Source organism: Pseudomonas sp., from assembly GCF_050739655.1.
GTDB lineage: Bacteria > Pseudomonadota > Gammaproteobacteria > Pseudomonadales > Pseudomonadaceae > Aquipseudomonas.
Window position 1 is genome coordinate 1 of sequence record NZ_JBOIBY010000368.1, and the last position, 13,117, is coordinate 13,117.

At 58.3% G+C, this 13,117-nt stretch carries 14 protein-coding genes; 7 read left to right on the forward strand and 7 right to left on the reverse strand.

Annotated features, from left to right (window positions below; all coding sequences use genetic code 11):
* From ACRESJ_RS17580 to ACRESJ_RS17605, 6 genes are all read right to left on the reverse strand, one after another.
* Nucleotides 1-64 (reverse strand): hypothetical protein (locus ACRESJ_RS17580; RefSeq protein WP_431759052.1); only part of this gene is annotated, 64 nt, incomplete at its 3' end.
* Nucleotides 65-185: 121 nt separating this feature from the next.
* Nucleotides 186-1,538, reverse strand: coding sequence for a 23S rRNA (uracil(1939)-C(5))-methyltransferase RlmD (gene rlmD / locus ACRESJ_RS17585; protein WP_431759039.1), 1,353 nt, complete (start codon nucleotides 1,536-1,538; stop codon nucleotides 186-188).
* Complete coding sequence (gene cysM, locus ACRESJ_RS17590; protein ID WP_431759040.1) at nucleotides 1,538-2,440, reverse strand: cysteine synthase CysM; 903 nt, start codon at nucleotides 2,438-2,440, stop codon at nucleotides 1,538-1,540. Before cysM ends, rlmD begins: the two co-directional genes overlap by 1 nt.
* A gap of 861 nt (nucleotides 2,441-3,301) precedes the next feature.
* Nucleotides 3,302-3,805 (reverse strand): hypothetical protein, encoded by a 504-nt coding sequence (locus ACRESJ_RS17595; RefSeq protein WP_431759041.1) that lies wholly within the window; start codon nucleotides 3,803-3,805, stop codon nucleotides 3,302-3,304.
* A 134-nt stretch (nucleotides 3,806-3,939) separates the two neighbouring features.
* On the reverse strand, nucleotides 3,940-5,298 hold the full coding sequence (locus ACRESJ_RS17600) for a histidine kinase sensor domain-containing protein (RefSeq protein WP_431759042.1): 1,359 nt from the start codon (nucleotides 5,296-5,298) through the stop codon (nucleotides 3,940-3,942).
* Nucleotides 5,288-6,007 carry a response regulator transcription factor gene (locus ACRESJ_RS17605; RefSeq protein ID WP_431759043.1) on the reverse strand — a complete coding sequence of 240 codons (720 nt, stop codon included), beginning with the start codon at nucleotides 6,005-6,007 and terminating at the stop codon, nucleotides 5,288-5,290. The genes ACRESJ_RS17600 and ACRESJ_RS17605 overlap by 11 nt, the downstream gene beginning before the upstream one ends.
* 214 nt (nucleotides 6,008-6,221) lie before the next feature.
* Here ACRESJ_RS17605 and ACRESJ_RS17610 point away from each other — a divergent pair, with 214 nt between their 5' ends.
* The 4 genes from ACRESJ_RS17610 (at nucleotide 6,222) to ACRESJ_RS17625 (ending at nucleotide 11,015) form a co-directional block, all read left to right on the forward strand.
* Entirely contained in the window at nucleotides 6,222-8,975 is a 2,754-nt protein-coding gene (locus tag ACRESJ_RS17610; RefSeq protein WP_431759044.1) for a response regulator, read from the forward strand.
* A 131-nt stretch (nucleotides 8,976-9,106) separates the two neighbouring features.
* Nucleotides 9,107-10,099 carry a 2-hydroxyacid dehydrogenase gene (locus tag ACRESJ_RS17615; RefSeq protein ID WP_431759045.1) on the forward strand — a complete coding sequence of 331 codons (993 nt, stop codon included), beginning with the start codon at nucleotides 9,107-9,109 and terminating at the stop codon, nucleotides 10,097-10,099.
* Nucleotides 10,100-10,176: 77 nt separating this feature from the next.
* Nucleotides 10,177-10,611, forward strand: a complete 435-nt coding sequence (locus tag ACRESJ_RS17620; protein WP_431759046.1) for a hypothetical protein — start codon at nucleotides 10,177-10,179, stop codon at nucleotides 10,609-10,611.
* Complete coding sequence (locus ACRESJ_RS17625) at nucleotides 10,611-11,015, forward strand: META domain-containing protein (protein WP_431759047.1); 405 nt, start codon at nucleotides 10,611-10,613, stop codon at nucleotides 11,013-11,015. The genes ACRESJ_RS17620 and ACRESJ_RS17625 overlap by 1 nt, the downstream gene beginning before the upstream one ends.
* 98 nt (nucleotides 11,016-11,113) lie before the next feature.
* Here the strand turns inward: ACRESJ_RS17625 and ACRESJ_RS17630 are convergent, their stop codons facing one another.
* A complete protein-coding gene (locus ACRESJ_RS17630; protein WP_431759048.1) occupies nucleotides 11,114-11,581 on the reverse strand; it encodes a TlpA disulfide reductase family protein in 468 nt (155 codons plus the stop codon).
* Between the two features lie 114 nt (nucleotides 11,582-11,695).
* Between ACRESJ_RS17630 and arsC the strand changes: the two genes are divergently transcribed.
* Genes arsC through ACRESJ_RS17645 form a run of 3 tightly spaced genes read left to right on the forward strand, consistent with a single transcriptional unit; the run spans nucleotide 11,696 to nucleotide 13,070 of the window.
* Nucleotides 11,696-12,049 (forward strand): arsenate reductase (glutaredoxin), encoded by a 354-nt coding sequence (gene arsC, locus ACRESJ_RS17635; protein WP_431759049.1) that lies wholly within the window; start codon nucleotides 11,696-11,698, stop codon nucleotides 12,047-12,049.
* Nucleotides 12,046-12,642, forward strand: coding sequence for an NAD(P)H:quinone oxidoreductase (gene wrbA, locus ACRESJ_RS17640; protein WP_431759050.1), 597 nt, complete (start codon nucleotides 12,046-12,048; stop codon nucleotides 12,640-12,642). Before arsC ends, wrbA begins: the two co-directional genes overlap by 4 nt.
* 2 nt (nucleotides 12,643-12,644) lie before the next feature.
* Nucleotides 12,645-13,070 carry a DUF2069 domain-containing protein gene (locus ACRESJ_RS17645; protein ID WP_431759051.1) on the forward strand — a complete coding sequence of 142 codons (426 nt, stop codon included), beginning with the start codon at nucleotides 12,645-12,647 and terminating at the stop codon, nucleotides 13,068-13,070.
* Nucleotides 13,071-13,117 lie beyond the last annotated feature (47 nt).

Below are 13,117 nucleotides of genomic sequence, written 5' to 3' on the forward strand. Positions count from 1 at the left end.
GCCAAGCCTCGAGATTGATACTGCCGTCGGTGTTGATCGGCTGGTGTGCTCTCACCTGTACCATCTTGCTTACCTTCCCTACGACGCAGATTCAATGCGTCAAATCGCTGACCTTCGTTGCCCGTGCACCTACGTCGGGCTGGTGCGCGGCTGCACGGGCGGGTCAGTCGGACCAGACGAGCATCCTAGCTCGCTTCAAATAACGCCATGGCCTCGACATGTGCCGTTTGAGGAAACATATCGAGAATCCCGGCACGTTTTAACCGGTAGCCCTGCTTGATCAATTCAACTGTGTCGCGTGCCAGAGTCGCAGGGTTGCACGACACATACACCAACCGTTCGGCGCCCAGCGACTTGAGCTTGCGCACGACCTCGAAAGCACCGTCTCGCGGTGGGTCCAAGAGTACCGCACAAAAGCCTTCGCGCGCCCATTCGGCATCAGTCAGAGGCTGGGATAAATCGGCCTGAAAAAACTTCGCGTTATGCAGATTATTGCTGGCAGCGTTCGCCGCCGCGCGATCCACCATGACTTGCACACCTTCCACCGCGACCACTTCTCGAGTGGCCTTGGCAAGCGGCAAGGCAAAGTTGCCCAGACCACAGAACAAGTCCAGCACACGCTCATCCGCCTTGGGTTTCAACCAGTCCAGCGCCTGGGCAACCATCGCTTCGTTGACCCCGGCGTTGACCTGGATGAAATCTCCCGGCCGATAGGCCAAATCCAAATCCCACTGTTCAAGACGATAGCCCAGTGACTGGTCTGCATCGACCGGTTGTGGCTCACCATCACCATGCAGCCACAACTGCGCTTCGTGGAACGCGCAAAAATCCTTGAGGATTGTCAGGTCTGCCTCGGACAACGGCGCCATGTGCCGCAGCAAAAGCGCCAGCGATGAGCCGCTGAACAGCTCCACATGGCCCAGTGCCTGAGGTTTGCTCAAGCGCCGGAGCATCTCCGGCAAACGGGTCATGATGGGTTGCAAGGGCTGTACCAGCACCGGACATTCATTGATACCCACGATGTCCTGACTGCCGGCGGCGCGGAATCCGACTTCCAGTTTCTTTGCCTTCATGTCCCAACGCACGGCAACTCGCGCACGACGGCGGTAGCCGAACTCAGGGCCACTCAAAGGCGCAGCCCATTGCTCAGGCTCGACACCGGCAACCTTCAACAATTGCTCGGCAAGCATGCGCTGTTTCAGGGCAAGCTGTTCGCTGTGAGGCAGATGCTGCACGCTGCAACCGCCGCATCGGCCGGCATGGGCGCACGGTGCCGGGCGCCGCAGTTCACTGGCTTTGAATACTCGTTCGGTGCGTGCTTCGACTACCTTGCCATGGGCGCCGAGTACCCGCGCCTCAATTTCCTCACCGGCCAAAGCGCCGATGACGAACCAGGTACGGCCTTCGAAGAACGCGATGCCACGACCGTCGTTCGCCAGACGCTCGATGGTCAGGCGCTGCTTTTTGCCGGTCGGGACTTGCGGTGCCTTACTGCCACCAGTGGGCTGGAAGCGCAGGGCTCTTTCATGTTTGGCCATCAGTTGGGCGCGTCGAAAATGCCGGTCGACAAGTAACGGTCGCCACGGTCGCAAATGATCGCGACAATTACCGCGTTTTCAACTTCCCTGGACAGACGCAGCATTGCTGCCACCGCACCGCCGGAAGAGACACCACAGAAAATGCCTTCTTCGCGAGCAAGCCGACGGGTCACGTCTTCAGCTTCGCTTTGCGCCATGTCGACGATCCGGTCCACGCGATCGGCCTGGTAAATCTTTGGCAGGTATTCCTGTGGCCAGCGACGGATGCCTGGAATCGCCGAGCCTTCCATCGGTTGCAGACCGATGATCTGGACGCTTTCGCTCTGCTCTTTCAAGTAGCGCGAAACGCCCATGATCGTGCCGGTGGTGCCCATGGAACTGACGAAATGGGTGATGGTGCCTTGGGTCTGGCGCCAGATTTCCGGGCCGGTGGTGGTGTAGTGCGCCTCTGGGTTATCACCATTGGCGAACTGGTCCAGCACCTTGCCGCGGCCTTCTGCTTCCATACGCTGGGCGAGGTCGCGGGCGCCTTCCATGCCTTCTTCCTGGCTGACCAGAATCAGTTCGGCGCCATAAGCGGTCATGGCGGCCTTGCGTTCGGCGCTGGAATTGTCCGGCATGATCAGGATCATCTTGTAACCCTTGATCGCAGCGGCCATGGCCAACGCAATGCCGGTGTTACCCGATGTTGCCTCGATCAGCGTATCGCCGACGTGGATCTGCCCACGCAACTCGGCGCGGGTGATCATCGACAGTGCCGGGCGGTCCTTGACCGAACCCGCCGGGTTGTTCCCTTCAAGCTTGAGCAAAAGGGTGTTGCTGGTGGCGCCGGGCAGGCGCTGCAAACGAACCAGCGGAGTGTTGCCGACGCAATCGGCGATGGTTGGGTACTGCAAGGTCATGGCGTATTCGCAATCCAGACTGCGGGGGCGACTATCATACCGGCAAACGTTCACGGGCCATATCACGCAAAGTGTGGTGCTTATGGCTAATGGGAATAAGGATCGGATTTTCTGCTGAATGAGAAGGTCGCGACACACACCGCTCAGAAACCCCTGAGCTTTCGATCTCTTCCAGAAAACGTCGGGGTAACAAATCGCTGCCCGTAAAAGTATTTTTCTGTAAGAAAAAAGAACGTCTTCATCGGAAATTTCCCGCAACTTGCAACGACATGCATGAACTGGCACCCGACAGAAACAGTAGATAATCTTTTGCAATGTTCAGTCAAACAAGACGCTTGAATGAACATTGGATGTGGGCAGCGCACCAGTTAGCTTGCGAAGCCCGCATATTAAGTGCTTTGAAAATACTTTAATCTCAGGGAAGAAAACAAATGAAGACGTTACTCGCACTACCCCTCGCCGCTCTGATACTTTCGACCGACCAAGCATCTGCTGCATGCATTTACATCCAAAATACTTACAGCGGTGTCATATCTGCAAACTCGGAAATCATCGTTCAGGGTCCATTTACCATTACTGGAGCAAATGGTTGTTCAAAAGCGAATATCACCTCTAGCATTAGGGCCTTAGGAGCTGGATCGCCCCCAAGTCTCCACCTTGACAAACTGACCGGCTCTAATTGGACTCAAATCGACGGAGGCAATAAAAATAATGTGTCGACACTTGGTGAGTTTGGTAGCTACAGGATACGTCTTAAAAACGACCACGACGTAATCAAAGGATATTCTGGCACCACACGGTATGGCCGCTAAATAAAGCGTTAGCCGGTGCACGCCATTCCATCAGCGTGCACCGGTCGACTCAAGCCTCAATGTCGATTTCCAGGCCATTTTGATTCGTGTTTGCAAAAAAAGACAGCGCACCAAGAAGGTGATTCACGCGCACTAAAGAATTCGTTATCTCATGAAACCTAGACGCAGATTCCGACCCACCGATTTCCTGTCTTTCTTCAAGTAGTTGATTGAACATCGCAACAGCATTGAATTTAACGTCCACTTCGGCTTTGTGACCACGCTCATCAAACGCCATGTTACCTAAGGAGAGAAAATCGTACATATATAAATCTATCAGATCATTGTGGTAAAGCTCTGCCCCGATCTTCGTGAGCTCTTTCGTACTGACCGATGTAAAGTCATACCCCCGCAATGAGCTTTTCAAATCATCGAACAAAGACTCAGCAATCGGCCCTATCGTTCCAACAGCATCCTCAGCATTCTTTTTTGTGTACTGATTGGTTATCTCTAAAGGGTTTTTGATGACATAGGCATCTGCCTTCATCGACATAGCGGGCAAAATAACATTCATCAATCATCTCCATGGCTTTTTGATCCTCAAGTTAGATATCGCCATCCAACTTTAAAGCTTGAGAACTTTACTCACCAAACGCCCGGAGAAGATGTTGCGAATTATCTCAAAAGAAACATTTCTAACATCACCGGTTAACCCGGCGATGCATGAACCAACAAACTCATGTTCATCCGCAACCCGCTTGCGGTGTTCTGCGCCCAAAGCTTTCCGCCCTGACGAAGTATCGCGTTCCTGGCGATGCTCAGCCCCAGGCCAAACCCGCCATTGCCCGGCCGCGACCCATCCAGACGGATAAAAGGCAGGAAAATCCGTTCCAGATCAGCTTCCAGCACGCCACCACCCTGATCTTCTAACCACAAGTTCCAAAACTCGCCCTCACGTCCTCCTCCAAGGACTACCACACCGCCAGCCGGAGAGTGCCGAATAGCGTTGCGTAATATGTTTTCCAGTGCCTGGGCCAAGGTGTTGAGATTTCCGCGCACCCAGCAAGCAGCATCTATCTCACAACGCAATTGAGCGGCAGGCCAGCCACTTTCAAAACAGGCGTTTTCCGTGAGCATTTCCCACAACGCCTGGACCTGGATTGCTTCGTAGGGCAAGCGGGTGCGCTCAGTGTCGAGCCAGGCCAGCTGCAACGTGTCCTCCACCAGCCGTTGCATGCCGTCGACCTCGCGGCCGATGCGCTCGCGCAAGGCTTCCAACCCCTGCTCGCTTTCACTCGCAACGCGCAGGCGACTCAGTGGTGTGCGCAGTTCATGGGAAAGGTCGCGTAACAACTGTTGTTGCAGCGCCACTGTCGTTTGCAGGCGCTCGGACATGTGATCGAACGCCCTGCCCAGCTCACCCAACTCATCGGAACGGTTGGTGGTTCGGTACGACAACCGCACATTAAGCTGATCGGCGCGCCAGGCATTGGCTTGTGCACGCAGGTGATTGAGCGGCACGACCAGCAAGCGGTACAGCCCGATACAAAGCAGCAGGGTAAACAGGCCCGGGATCACGCCGTTGGTGATCACACGCCAGAACACTCGATAGCGTCCGGGCACAAAACGTGACGGCAGTTCGATGACAAGGCTGCCGGCGGACGGATCACCCGGGAATGGGACGCGCATCCATGGCCGGCCTTTTTTGTGTATGGGCCAATCGAGGCCGCGCAGAAAGGTCAGGCGTTCGATTTCCTGGTCCGTCAGCGGGTGGTTGCTCAAGGACTGCAAATCCCCACCGATGACACCCACCCAGCTCTTTTCCCGAAGTTGCATGCTCTGCAACCAGCTATCGACACCCTCATGCTGGCGCTGCTGCCAGGCCTGCTCGGCTTCGGCGGCATAGCGCGTCAGGGTGCCGCGAGCTTCATCTGACAGGAACTGGTTGCGCTGCTCCATATAGCGCCCCCAGGACCAGCTCAACCAGATCATCAACAGACAGAATGCCACCAGCAGGCAGGCGAGTTTCCAGAACAGCGAGTGCCGCCCTGGCAATTTACATTTCATCACTGGCACTCAGGATGTAACCCTTGCCCCAGACCGTGCGCACTTCGCGCTCGGTGTAGCCGATGGTCTTGAGCTTGCGACGAATCTGACTGATGTGCATGTCCAGGCTGCGGTCATGGGCAGCGTAACCGCGTTGCAGCACATGTTGATAAAGGAAGGCTTTGCTCAACACTTCATCATCGTTGCGATTGAGGGTTTCCAGCAGCCGATACTCGCTGCGGGTCAGCCCGGCCGCCTGCTCGCCATAAAAAACCTCGAAGCGTTCATCGTCAAAACGCAAACTGTCCGTTGCAGGGATAACCGCTACCGGCGTCGGCCGACGATCAAGGGCGACGCGGCGCAGGATCGCTTCGATGCGTACCCGTAACTCGACCATGCTGAAGGGCTTGGGCAGATAATCATCAGCCCCCAGCCGAAACCCGCTGATGCGATCAGCCTCGGCACCGAGCGCCGACATCAGCAGTACCGGCGTGGAATGACTCTGGCGCAGTTGCGTCAGCACCGACAACCCGTCCAGGCCTGGCAGCAGAATATCCATCAGCACCACATCGAAGGTTTGCCCACGGGCAGCATCGAGGCCTTCCTGGCCGTTCTGGCACCAGGTCACCTGAAAGCCGCTGCGGCCCAGATGCTCGTGAACATAGGCACCGAGCACGAGATCGTCTTCGATGGCGAGGATGCGGGGATAGCCGGAGGCGATAGGAGTCATGAGTATCTGCAAATAATTCTCAGTTGATAATTATTCAAGATTGCGCCGTGAGAGGCAACCCAAGGCATTCCCGAGCCTGCAAAAGGGCTGAATTGGCCGACGAACGACGACATCAATTTACGAAGATTGCCCGCCTGCAAATCGCTACACTGCGCAAGTGGTGCGTGCCGCACACTGGTGCAGGCCTATCGATAGCTGGATGCAGGAGAGATGCGTGCTCAAGAAACTGGGAATCAAAGGCCGCGTGCTGTTGCTGACGCTGTTACCCACCAGCCTGATGGCGTTGGTCCTGGGTGGCTACTTTACCTGGATGCAGCAATCGGACTTGCAAACCCAACTCATGCAGCGCGGTGAAATGATCGCCGAGCAACTGGCACCGCTGGTGGCACCGGCCATGGGCCACAAGAACAACGACCTGCTCGAACGCATTGCCACTCAGTCCCTCGAGCAACCGGACGTGCGCGCCGTGACCTTCCTCGCGCCGGATCGCACGCCACTCGCCCACGCCGGGCCGACCATGCTCAATCCGGCGCCACTGGGTGATGGCTCTCAGATGTTGCGGCGCAGTGGCAGCGACGCAACACGTTATCTGCAGCCGGTTTTCGGCAAGCATCGCAACCTGGCCGGTGACGTAATTCCCGATGAAGCCGATCGCCTGCTGGGCTGGGTCGAACTGGAGCTGTCGCACAACGGCATGCTGCTGCGCGGTTACCGCAGTCTGTTCGCCAGCCTGATGATGATTGCCGCCGGCCTTGGCGGCGCGGCGTTGCTGGCCTTGCGCATGGGCCACACCATCAACCGGCCGCTGACTCAAATCAAGCAAGCCGTGGCCCAACTCAAGGACGGCCATCTGGAGACCCGTCTGCCCCCCCTCGGCAGCCAGGAACTGGACGAATTGGCGTCCGGCATCAACCGCATGGCCGGCACCCTGCAGAACGCCCAGGAAGAACTGCAGCACAGCATCGACCAGGCCACCGAAGACGTACGCCAGAACCTGGAAACCATCGAGATCCAGAACATCGAACTCGATCTGGCGCGCAAGGAGGCGCTAGAGGCGAGCCGGATCAAATCCGAGTTCCTGGCCAACATGAGCCATGAAATCCGCACGCCACTCAACGGTATTCTCGGTTTCACTCATCTACTGCAAAAAAGCGAGCTGACCCCGCGTCAGCTCGACTATCTGGGCACTATCGAAAAATCCGCCGACAGCCTGCTGGGCATCATCAACGAAATTCTCGACTTCTCGAAAATCGAGGCCGGCAAGCTGGTGCTCGACCATATCCCGTTCAACCTGCGAGACCTGTTGCAGGACACACTGACCATCCTCGCCCCCGCCGCCCACGCCAAACAACTGGAACTGGTGAGCCTGGTTTATCGCGACACGCCGCTGTCGCTGGTAGGCGACCCGTTGCGACTCAAGCAGATCCTCACCAACCTGGTCAGCAACGCCATCAAGTTCACCCGCGAGGGCACCATCGTCGCTCGGGCCATGCTCGAAGAAGAATATGATGACAGCGTGCAACTGCGCATCAGCATTCAGGACACCGGGATCGGCTTGTCCAGCCAAGACGTACGCGCGTTGTTCCAGGCCTTCAGTCAGGCGGACAACTCGCTGTCCCGGCAACCGGGCGGTACAGGTTTGGGGCTGGTGATTTCCAAGCGGTTGATCGAACAGATGGGCGGCGAGATCGGCGTCGACAGCACACCGGGCGAAGGATCGGAGTTCTGGATCAGCCTGAGTCTGCCAAAAACCCGCGACGATACCGACGACCTGCCCGGCCCGCCACTGTCCGGGCGCCACGTCGCCGTGTTGGAAAACCACGAACTGGCCCGCCAGGCGTTGCAGCATCAACTGGAAGATTGCGGCCTCGCCGTTACCCCTTTCAATACGCTGGAAAGCCTGACCAATGGTGTTACAGGCGCCCATCAAACAGAGCGAGCCATCGACCTGGCGGTGCTGGGTGTCACCAGTAACGACATGCCACCCGAACGCCTCAATCAATACATCTGGGACCTCGAACACTTGGGCTGCAAAGTGCTGGTACTTTGCCCGACCACGGAACAGACACTGTTCCACCTCTCGGTTCCCAACCCTCACAGTCAACTTCAGGCCAAACCGGCTTGCACCCGCAAATTGCGGCGGGCGCTGTCCGATCTGGTCAACCCGCGCCAGATTCGCACCGAGCCTGGTGAGCCGGTTTCCAGTCGCGCGCCCAAAGTCCTGTGCGTCGATGACAACCCTGCCAACCTGCTACTGGTGCAAACCCTGCTCGAAGACATGGGCGCCAAAGTGCTCGCGGTGGAAAGTGGTTACGCCGCGGTCAAAGCGGTGCAACACGAGACCTTCGATCTGGTGCTGATGGACGTGCAGATGCCGGGGATGGACGGACGCCAAAGCACCGAAGCCATTCGCCAATGGGAAAGTGAGCGGCATTGCACACCGCTGCCAATCGTGGCGCTCACGGCCCACGCCATGGCCAACGAAAAGCGCGCCTTGTTACAAAGCGGCATGGACGATTACCTGACCAAACCGATCAGCGAGCGGCAACTGGCGCAAGTGGTGCTGAAGTGGAGTGGCCTGGCACTGCGCAACCAAAGCCCGGAGCGCCCCGGCGACAGTCACGCGAGCACTTACGACTTGCAAGTGCTCGATCACGAAGAAGGCCTGCGCCTGGCAGCCGGCAAGGCCGATCTGGCAGCGGACATGCTGGCCATGTTGCTGGCGTCGCTGGAGGCCGACCGCGAAGCGATTCGCCAGGCACAGGAAAGCCGTGACCACAACGCCCTGATCGAACGCGTCCACCGCCTGCACGGCGCGACCCGTTACTGCGGCGTACCGCAATTGCGCGCCGCCTGCCAGCGTAGCGAAACCCTGCTTAAGCAACAGGACCCAAAAGCCTTCGGCGCACTCGAAGAGCTCGACCGGGCAATCAATCGTCTGGCCGCCCAGGCGCGTATCAATGCTTGATTCAGCACAAGGCGCCGGGTGATTGAAGGGCTAATAATGTTGGCGCTGCCGAAGGCTGCGATCTTTTCAAACGATCACAGCCTCCGCCAGCTCCAACAAAGCGCGAGAACATCAGTGTTCAAGAGGACAGCATGCACACGATTCTTTTCAGCAGCCAGACCTACGACCGCGACAGTTTTCTCGCTGCCGACCTGCCGGCCGGCATCGAGTTGCACTTTCAACCAGCACGATTGAGCCTCGATACAGCAGCGCTGGCAGAACACCACGAAGTGGTCTGCGCCTTCATCAACGATGACCTGAGTGCCCCGGTCCTCGAACGCCTGGCAGCGGGTGGCACACGCCTGATTGCCCTGCGCTCGGCCGGTTATAACCATGTCGACCTGACGGCGGCCAAACGTCTGGGGCTGGCAGTCGTGCGCGTCCCGGCCTACTCCCCCCACGCGGTGGCTGAACATGCGGTGGCGCTGATCCTGGCGCTCAACCGTCGCTTGCACCGGGCCTACAATCGCACCCGTGAAGGCGACTTCACCTTGCACGGCTTGACCGGTTTCGATCTGGTGGGCAAGACCGTCGGCGTGGTCGGCACCGGGCAGATTGGCGCGGCGTTCGCAAAAATCATGAACGGTTTCGGCTGCCAGTTGCTGGCCTATGACCCTTATCCCAATCCACAGGTGGAGGCGCTGGGCGCCCGCTATTTGAGCCTGCCGCAACTGCTGGACGAATCGCAGATCATCAGCCTGCATTGCCCGCTCAACGAACACAGCAGGCATTTGATCAACCGCCAATCATTGGCACACATGCAGCCAGGCGCAATGTTGATCAATACCGGTCGCGGCGGCCTGGTGGACACCCCGGCGCTGATTGATGCCTTGAAGAGCGGGCAGCTGGGTTATCTGGGGCTGGACGTCTATGAAGAGGAAGCGCAGCTGTTCTTTGAAGATCGTTCCGACCTTCCGTTGCAGGACGATGTCCTGGCGCGATTGCTGACGTTCCCTAACGTCATCATCACCGCACATCAGGCGTTCCTGACCCGCGAAGCCCTGGGCGCCATTGCCGCGACCACCTTGCACAACATTGCGGCGTGGGAGGCCGGCACACCGCAAAACCAGGTCCTGGGTGACTGAACCTGATCGAAGGTCATGTGCCCGCGCCATGCTGCGTGTATGCCCGTGCTAGCATATCGCGCATATTTGGAGGACCCATGGTCGAACACGATTTCCGCTACAGCCTGATGAACCCGCAACACACCCTCACTGAATGCCGCGCACTGGTGCCGGGGCGCTATCAAGTCACCGGTAACGGCGGCTCGATTCGCAATAATGACGTGTTGGTAGTGACCCTCAAAGGTGCCAAGGACTTGTCCATGCGCCTGACCGTCGAAACGGTTCGCCACCTGATCAATCCGCCCGGCCAATGGGTCGCGGTCGCCAGTGGCCCGGTGTTCGGCGAACTGGCGATCCACACCTGGCAAGTGAACTGCGACAGCTGCGCCAAAGAGTTGAGCTTCGAGTTCGCGGTCGACGCCAAACTGGGCAACAAGGCCGAAAAGCCGGCCGCCAACGCGCGTATTGCCGAGCTGGGCTGGACCACCGTTGGTGAAAAACACCTGTGCCCGAAATGCCAGGAGCCTGCGTGATGAAACGCCTCGCTCTGACCACGATGGTCGGTGCAAGCCTGATGGGCTGCGCCGCCGATCCGGTGCAATTGCAACAGAACCGCAGCTACATCCTGGAGTGGATTGGTGAACGTCCATTGATGGACTACAGCCACCTGACCATCACGCTGGGTGAGGATGGTCGCGCCTACGGTAACGGCGGCTGCAACCACTGGTTCGCTCCGTACACGCTGGAAGGCAACAAGCTCAGTTTCGGCAAGATCGGCAGCACCCGCAAACTCTGCGCCCCGGCACTGATGGAACAGGAAAAACGCTTCCTCCAGGCACTGGAAAACGTGCAGCGCTGGGACGTGTCATCCGTCGAGCAGATGCGCTTCTGGCCGGCTGAAGGCAAGCCGCTGCGCTGGTGGCTTGAGGAAGGTTGATTCCTGAAAAAGATCGCAGCCTTCGGCAGCTCCTACAGAATGATTGCATTCTCATGTAGGAGCTGCCGAAGGCTGCGATCTTTGCTCTTATCTACGGCTCAATTCTTAGCCTGCAACGCCTCAAGCTTCGCCATCACCCCCGCCGCTGTCTGCTCGCCCACCAACTGTTCGCGCACCTTGCCCGTGTTATCGATGATGTAGGTCACCGGCAAGGCTTCACTGCGTGGAAGTTCGAACACCTCGGAAGGATCCTGCGCCAGCACGGTGAATTTGATCCCGAGTTTCTCGCTGGCACTTTTCAGCTCTTCACCCTGCACATTGTCGAAGTTGACCCCGAACACACCGACTTTCTTGTCCTTGAGCTGCTCGGCCAAGGCGTTCAATTCCGGGATTTCAGTACGGCAAGGTCCGCACCATTCGGCCCAGTAGTTGAGCACCAGCCATTTATTGTCCAGGCGCTCGGCGGCGACCTTTTGCCCGTTCTGGTCAACACCGTAGTCGTTACCGCAGCCCCCCAGCATCAACGTTCCAATGATTGTCAATGCCGCTGCCAGTCGCCTTGTCATGTCGTGTTCCTTGTGAAAAATTGAATGCGCCTGCGACCCATCGCCTCCCAAGGTTCAGGATTACGCGCTGCACAGTTAGAATAGCCGTCACCTTACGCAAGATGCGACCCGCTCATGACCGATCTGACGCTTTATCACAACCCGCGCTGCTCGAAATCCCGCGGTGCGCTCGAACTCCTCGAGGCCCGTGGCCTGACACCGACCGTGGTCCGCTACCTGGAAACCCCGCTGGACGCTGCGCAAATCCAGAGTCTGCTGGGCAAACTCGGCATCACCGCCCGGGAACTGCTGCGCACCGGCGAAGACGAGTACAAAACCCTCAACCTCGCGGACAGCAGCCTCAGCGAAGCGCAATTGATCGCCGCCATCGCAGCCCACCCGAAACTCATGGAACGACCGATTCTGGAAGCGGGTGACAAAGCCGTCATCGGCCGTCCACCGGAGCAGATCCTGGAGCTGCTGCCGTGAGCGCACCTTACATTCTGGTGTTGTATTACAGCCGCAGCGGCTCGACCAATGAAATGGCCCGGCAAATTGCCCGCGGAGTCGAACAAGCCGGCCTTGAAGCCCGGTTGCGCACGGTACCGGCGATTTCCACCGAATGCGAAGCCGTTTCGCCGGATATTCCGGTTGAAGGCGCCCTCTACGCCAGCCTTGATGACCTGAAAAACTGCGCAGGACTGGCGCTGGGCAGTCCGACCCGCTTCGGCAACATGGCGGCACCGCTCAAGTACTTCCTCGACGGCACCAGCAACCTGTGGCTGACTGGCGCGTTGGTGGGCAAACCCGCCGGCGTGTTCACCTCCACGGCCAGCCTGCACGGCGGCCAGGAAACCACCCTGCTGTCGATGATGCTGCCGTTGCTGCACCACGGCATGTTGATTACAGGTTTGCCGTACAGCGAATCGGCCTTGTTGGAAACCCAGGGTGGTGGCACACCCTATGGCGCCAGTCATCATGCCGGCGCCGATGGCAAAAGCGGCCTGGATGCCCATGAAGTGGCGCTGTGCCGCGCCCTTGGTATGCGCTTGGCCAAGACCGCACAAAAGCTGGAGGGCTGAGGGTGGCCAAGAAGCCGAAAGTTCTTCCCGCCCTCGAATGGCTCGAACCGCGCGTCAAGGCGATGCGCGCCGTCAGCCTGCTGTGCTTCTTCGGTTTGGTGGGGCTGCTGTGCGTTTATTACCTGATGGTCGCCGATCTGCACGGTGCACGGCCATGGGTGATTTTGCTGATCGAGCTGGTGCCGTTGCTGTTGTTGGCGCCCGGCATGATCACCGGCAGCCCGCGTGGACATTCGTGGATGTGCTTCGTGGTGAATTTGTACTTCATTAAGGGCGCATTGGCCGCTTATGACCCGAACCGGCAGATTTTCGGTCTGCTGGAGATGGCAGCAAGTTTGGCGGTGTTTACCTCGGCGCTGATGTATGTGCGGTGGCGGCATCAGTTGAACCGCAAGTTGGCGGGTGAAGGCGAGATGTCCATCGCCTGATAGAAAAAGATCGCAGCCTTCGGCAGCTCCTACATTGGAACGCGTTC

Coding starts and splice junctions, on each gene's coding strand:
- rlmD (WP_431759039.1), bottom strand. CDS start 1,538: ATGGCCAAACATGAAAGAGCCCTGCGCTTCCAGCCCACTGGTGGCAGT.
- cysM (WP_431759040.1), bottom strand. CDS start 2,440: ATGACCTTGCAGTACCCAACCATCGCCGATTGCGTCGGCAACACTCCG.
- ACRESJ_RS17595 (WP_431759041.1), bottom strand. CDS start 3,805: ATGAATGTTATTTTGCCCGCTATGTCGATGAAGGCAGATGCCTATGTC.
- ACRESJ_RS17600 (WP_431759042.1), bottom strand. CDS start 5,298: ATGAAATGTAAATTGCCAGGGCGGCACTCGCTGTTCTGGAAACTCGCC.
- ACRESJ_RS17605 (WP_431759043.1), bottom strand. CDS start 6,007: ATGACTCCTATCGCCTCCGGCTATCCCCGCATCCTCGCCATCGAAGAC.
- ACRESJ_RS17615 (WP_431759045.1), top strand. CDS start 9,107: ATGCACACGATTCTTTTCAGCAGCCAGACCTACGACCGCGACAGTTTT.
- ACRESJ_RS17620 (WP_431759046.1), top strand. CDS start 10,177: ATGGTCGAACACGATTTCCGCTACAGCCTGATGAACCCGCAACACACC.
- ACRESJ_RS17625 (WP_431759047.1), top strand. CDS start 10,611: ATGAAACGCCTCGCTCTGACCACGATGGTCGGTGCAAGCCTGATGGGC.
- ACRESJ_RS17630 (WP_431759048.1), bottom strand. CDS start 11,581: ATGACAAGGCGACTGGCAGCGGCATTGACAATCATTGGAACGTTGATG.
- arsC (WP_431759049.1), top strand. CDS start 11,696: ATGACCGATCTGACGCTTTATCACAACCCGCGCTGCTCGAAATCCCGC.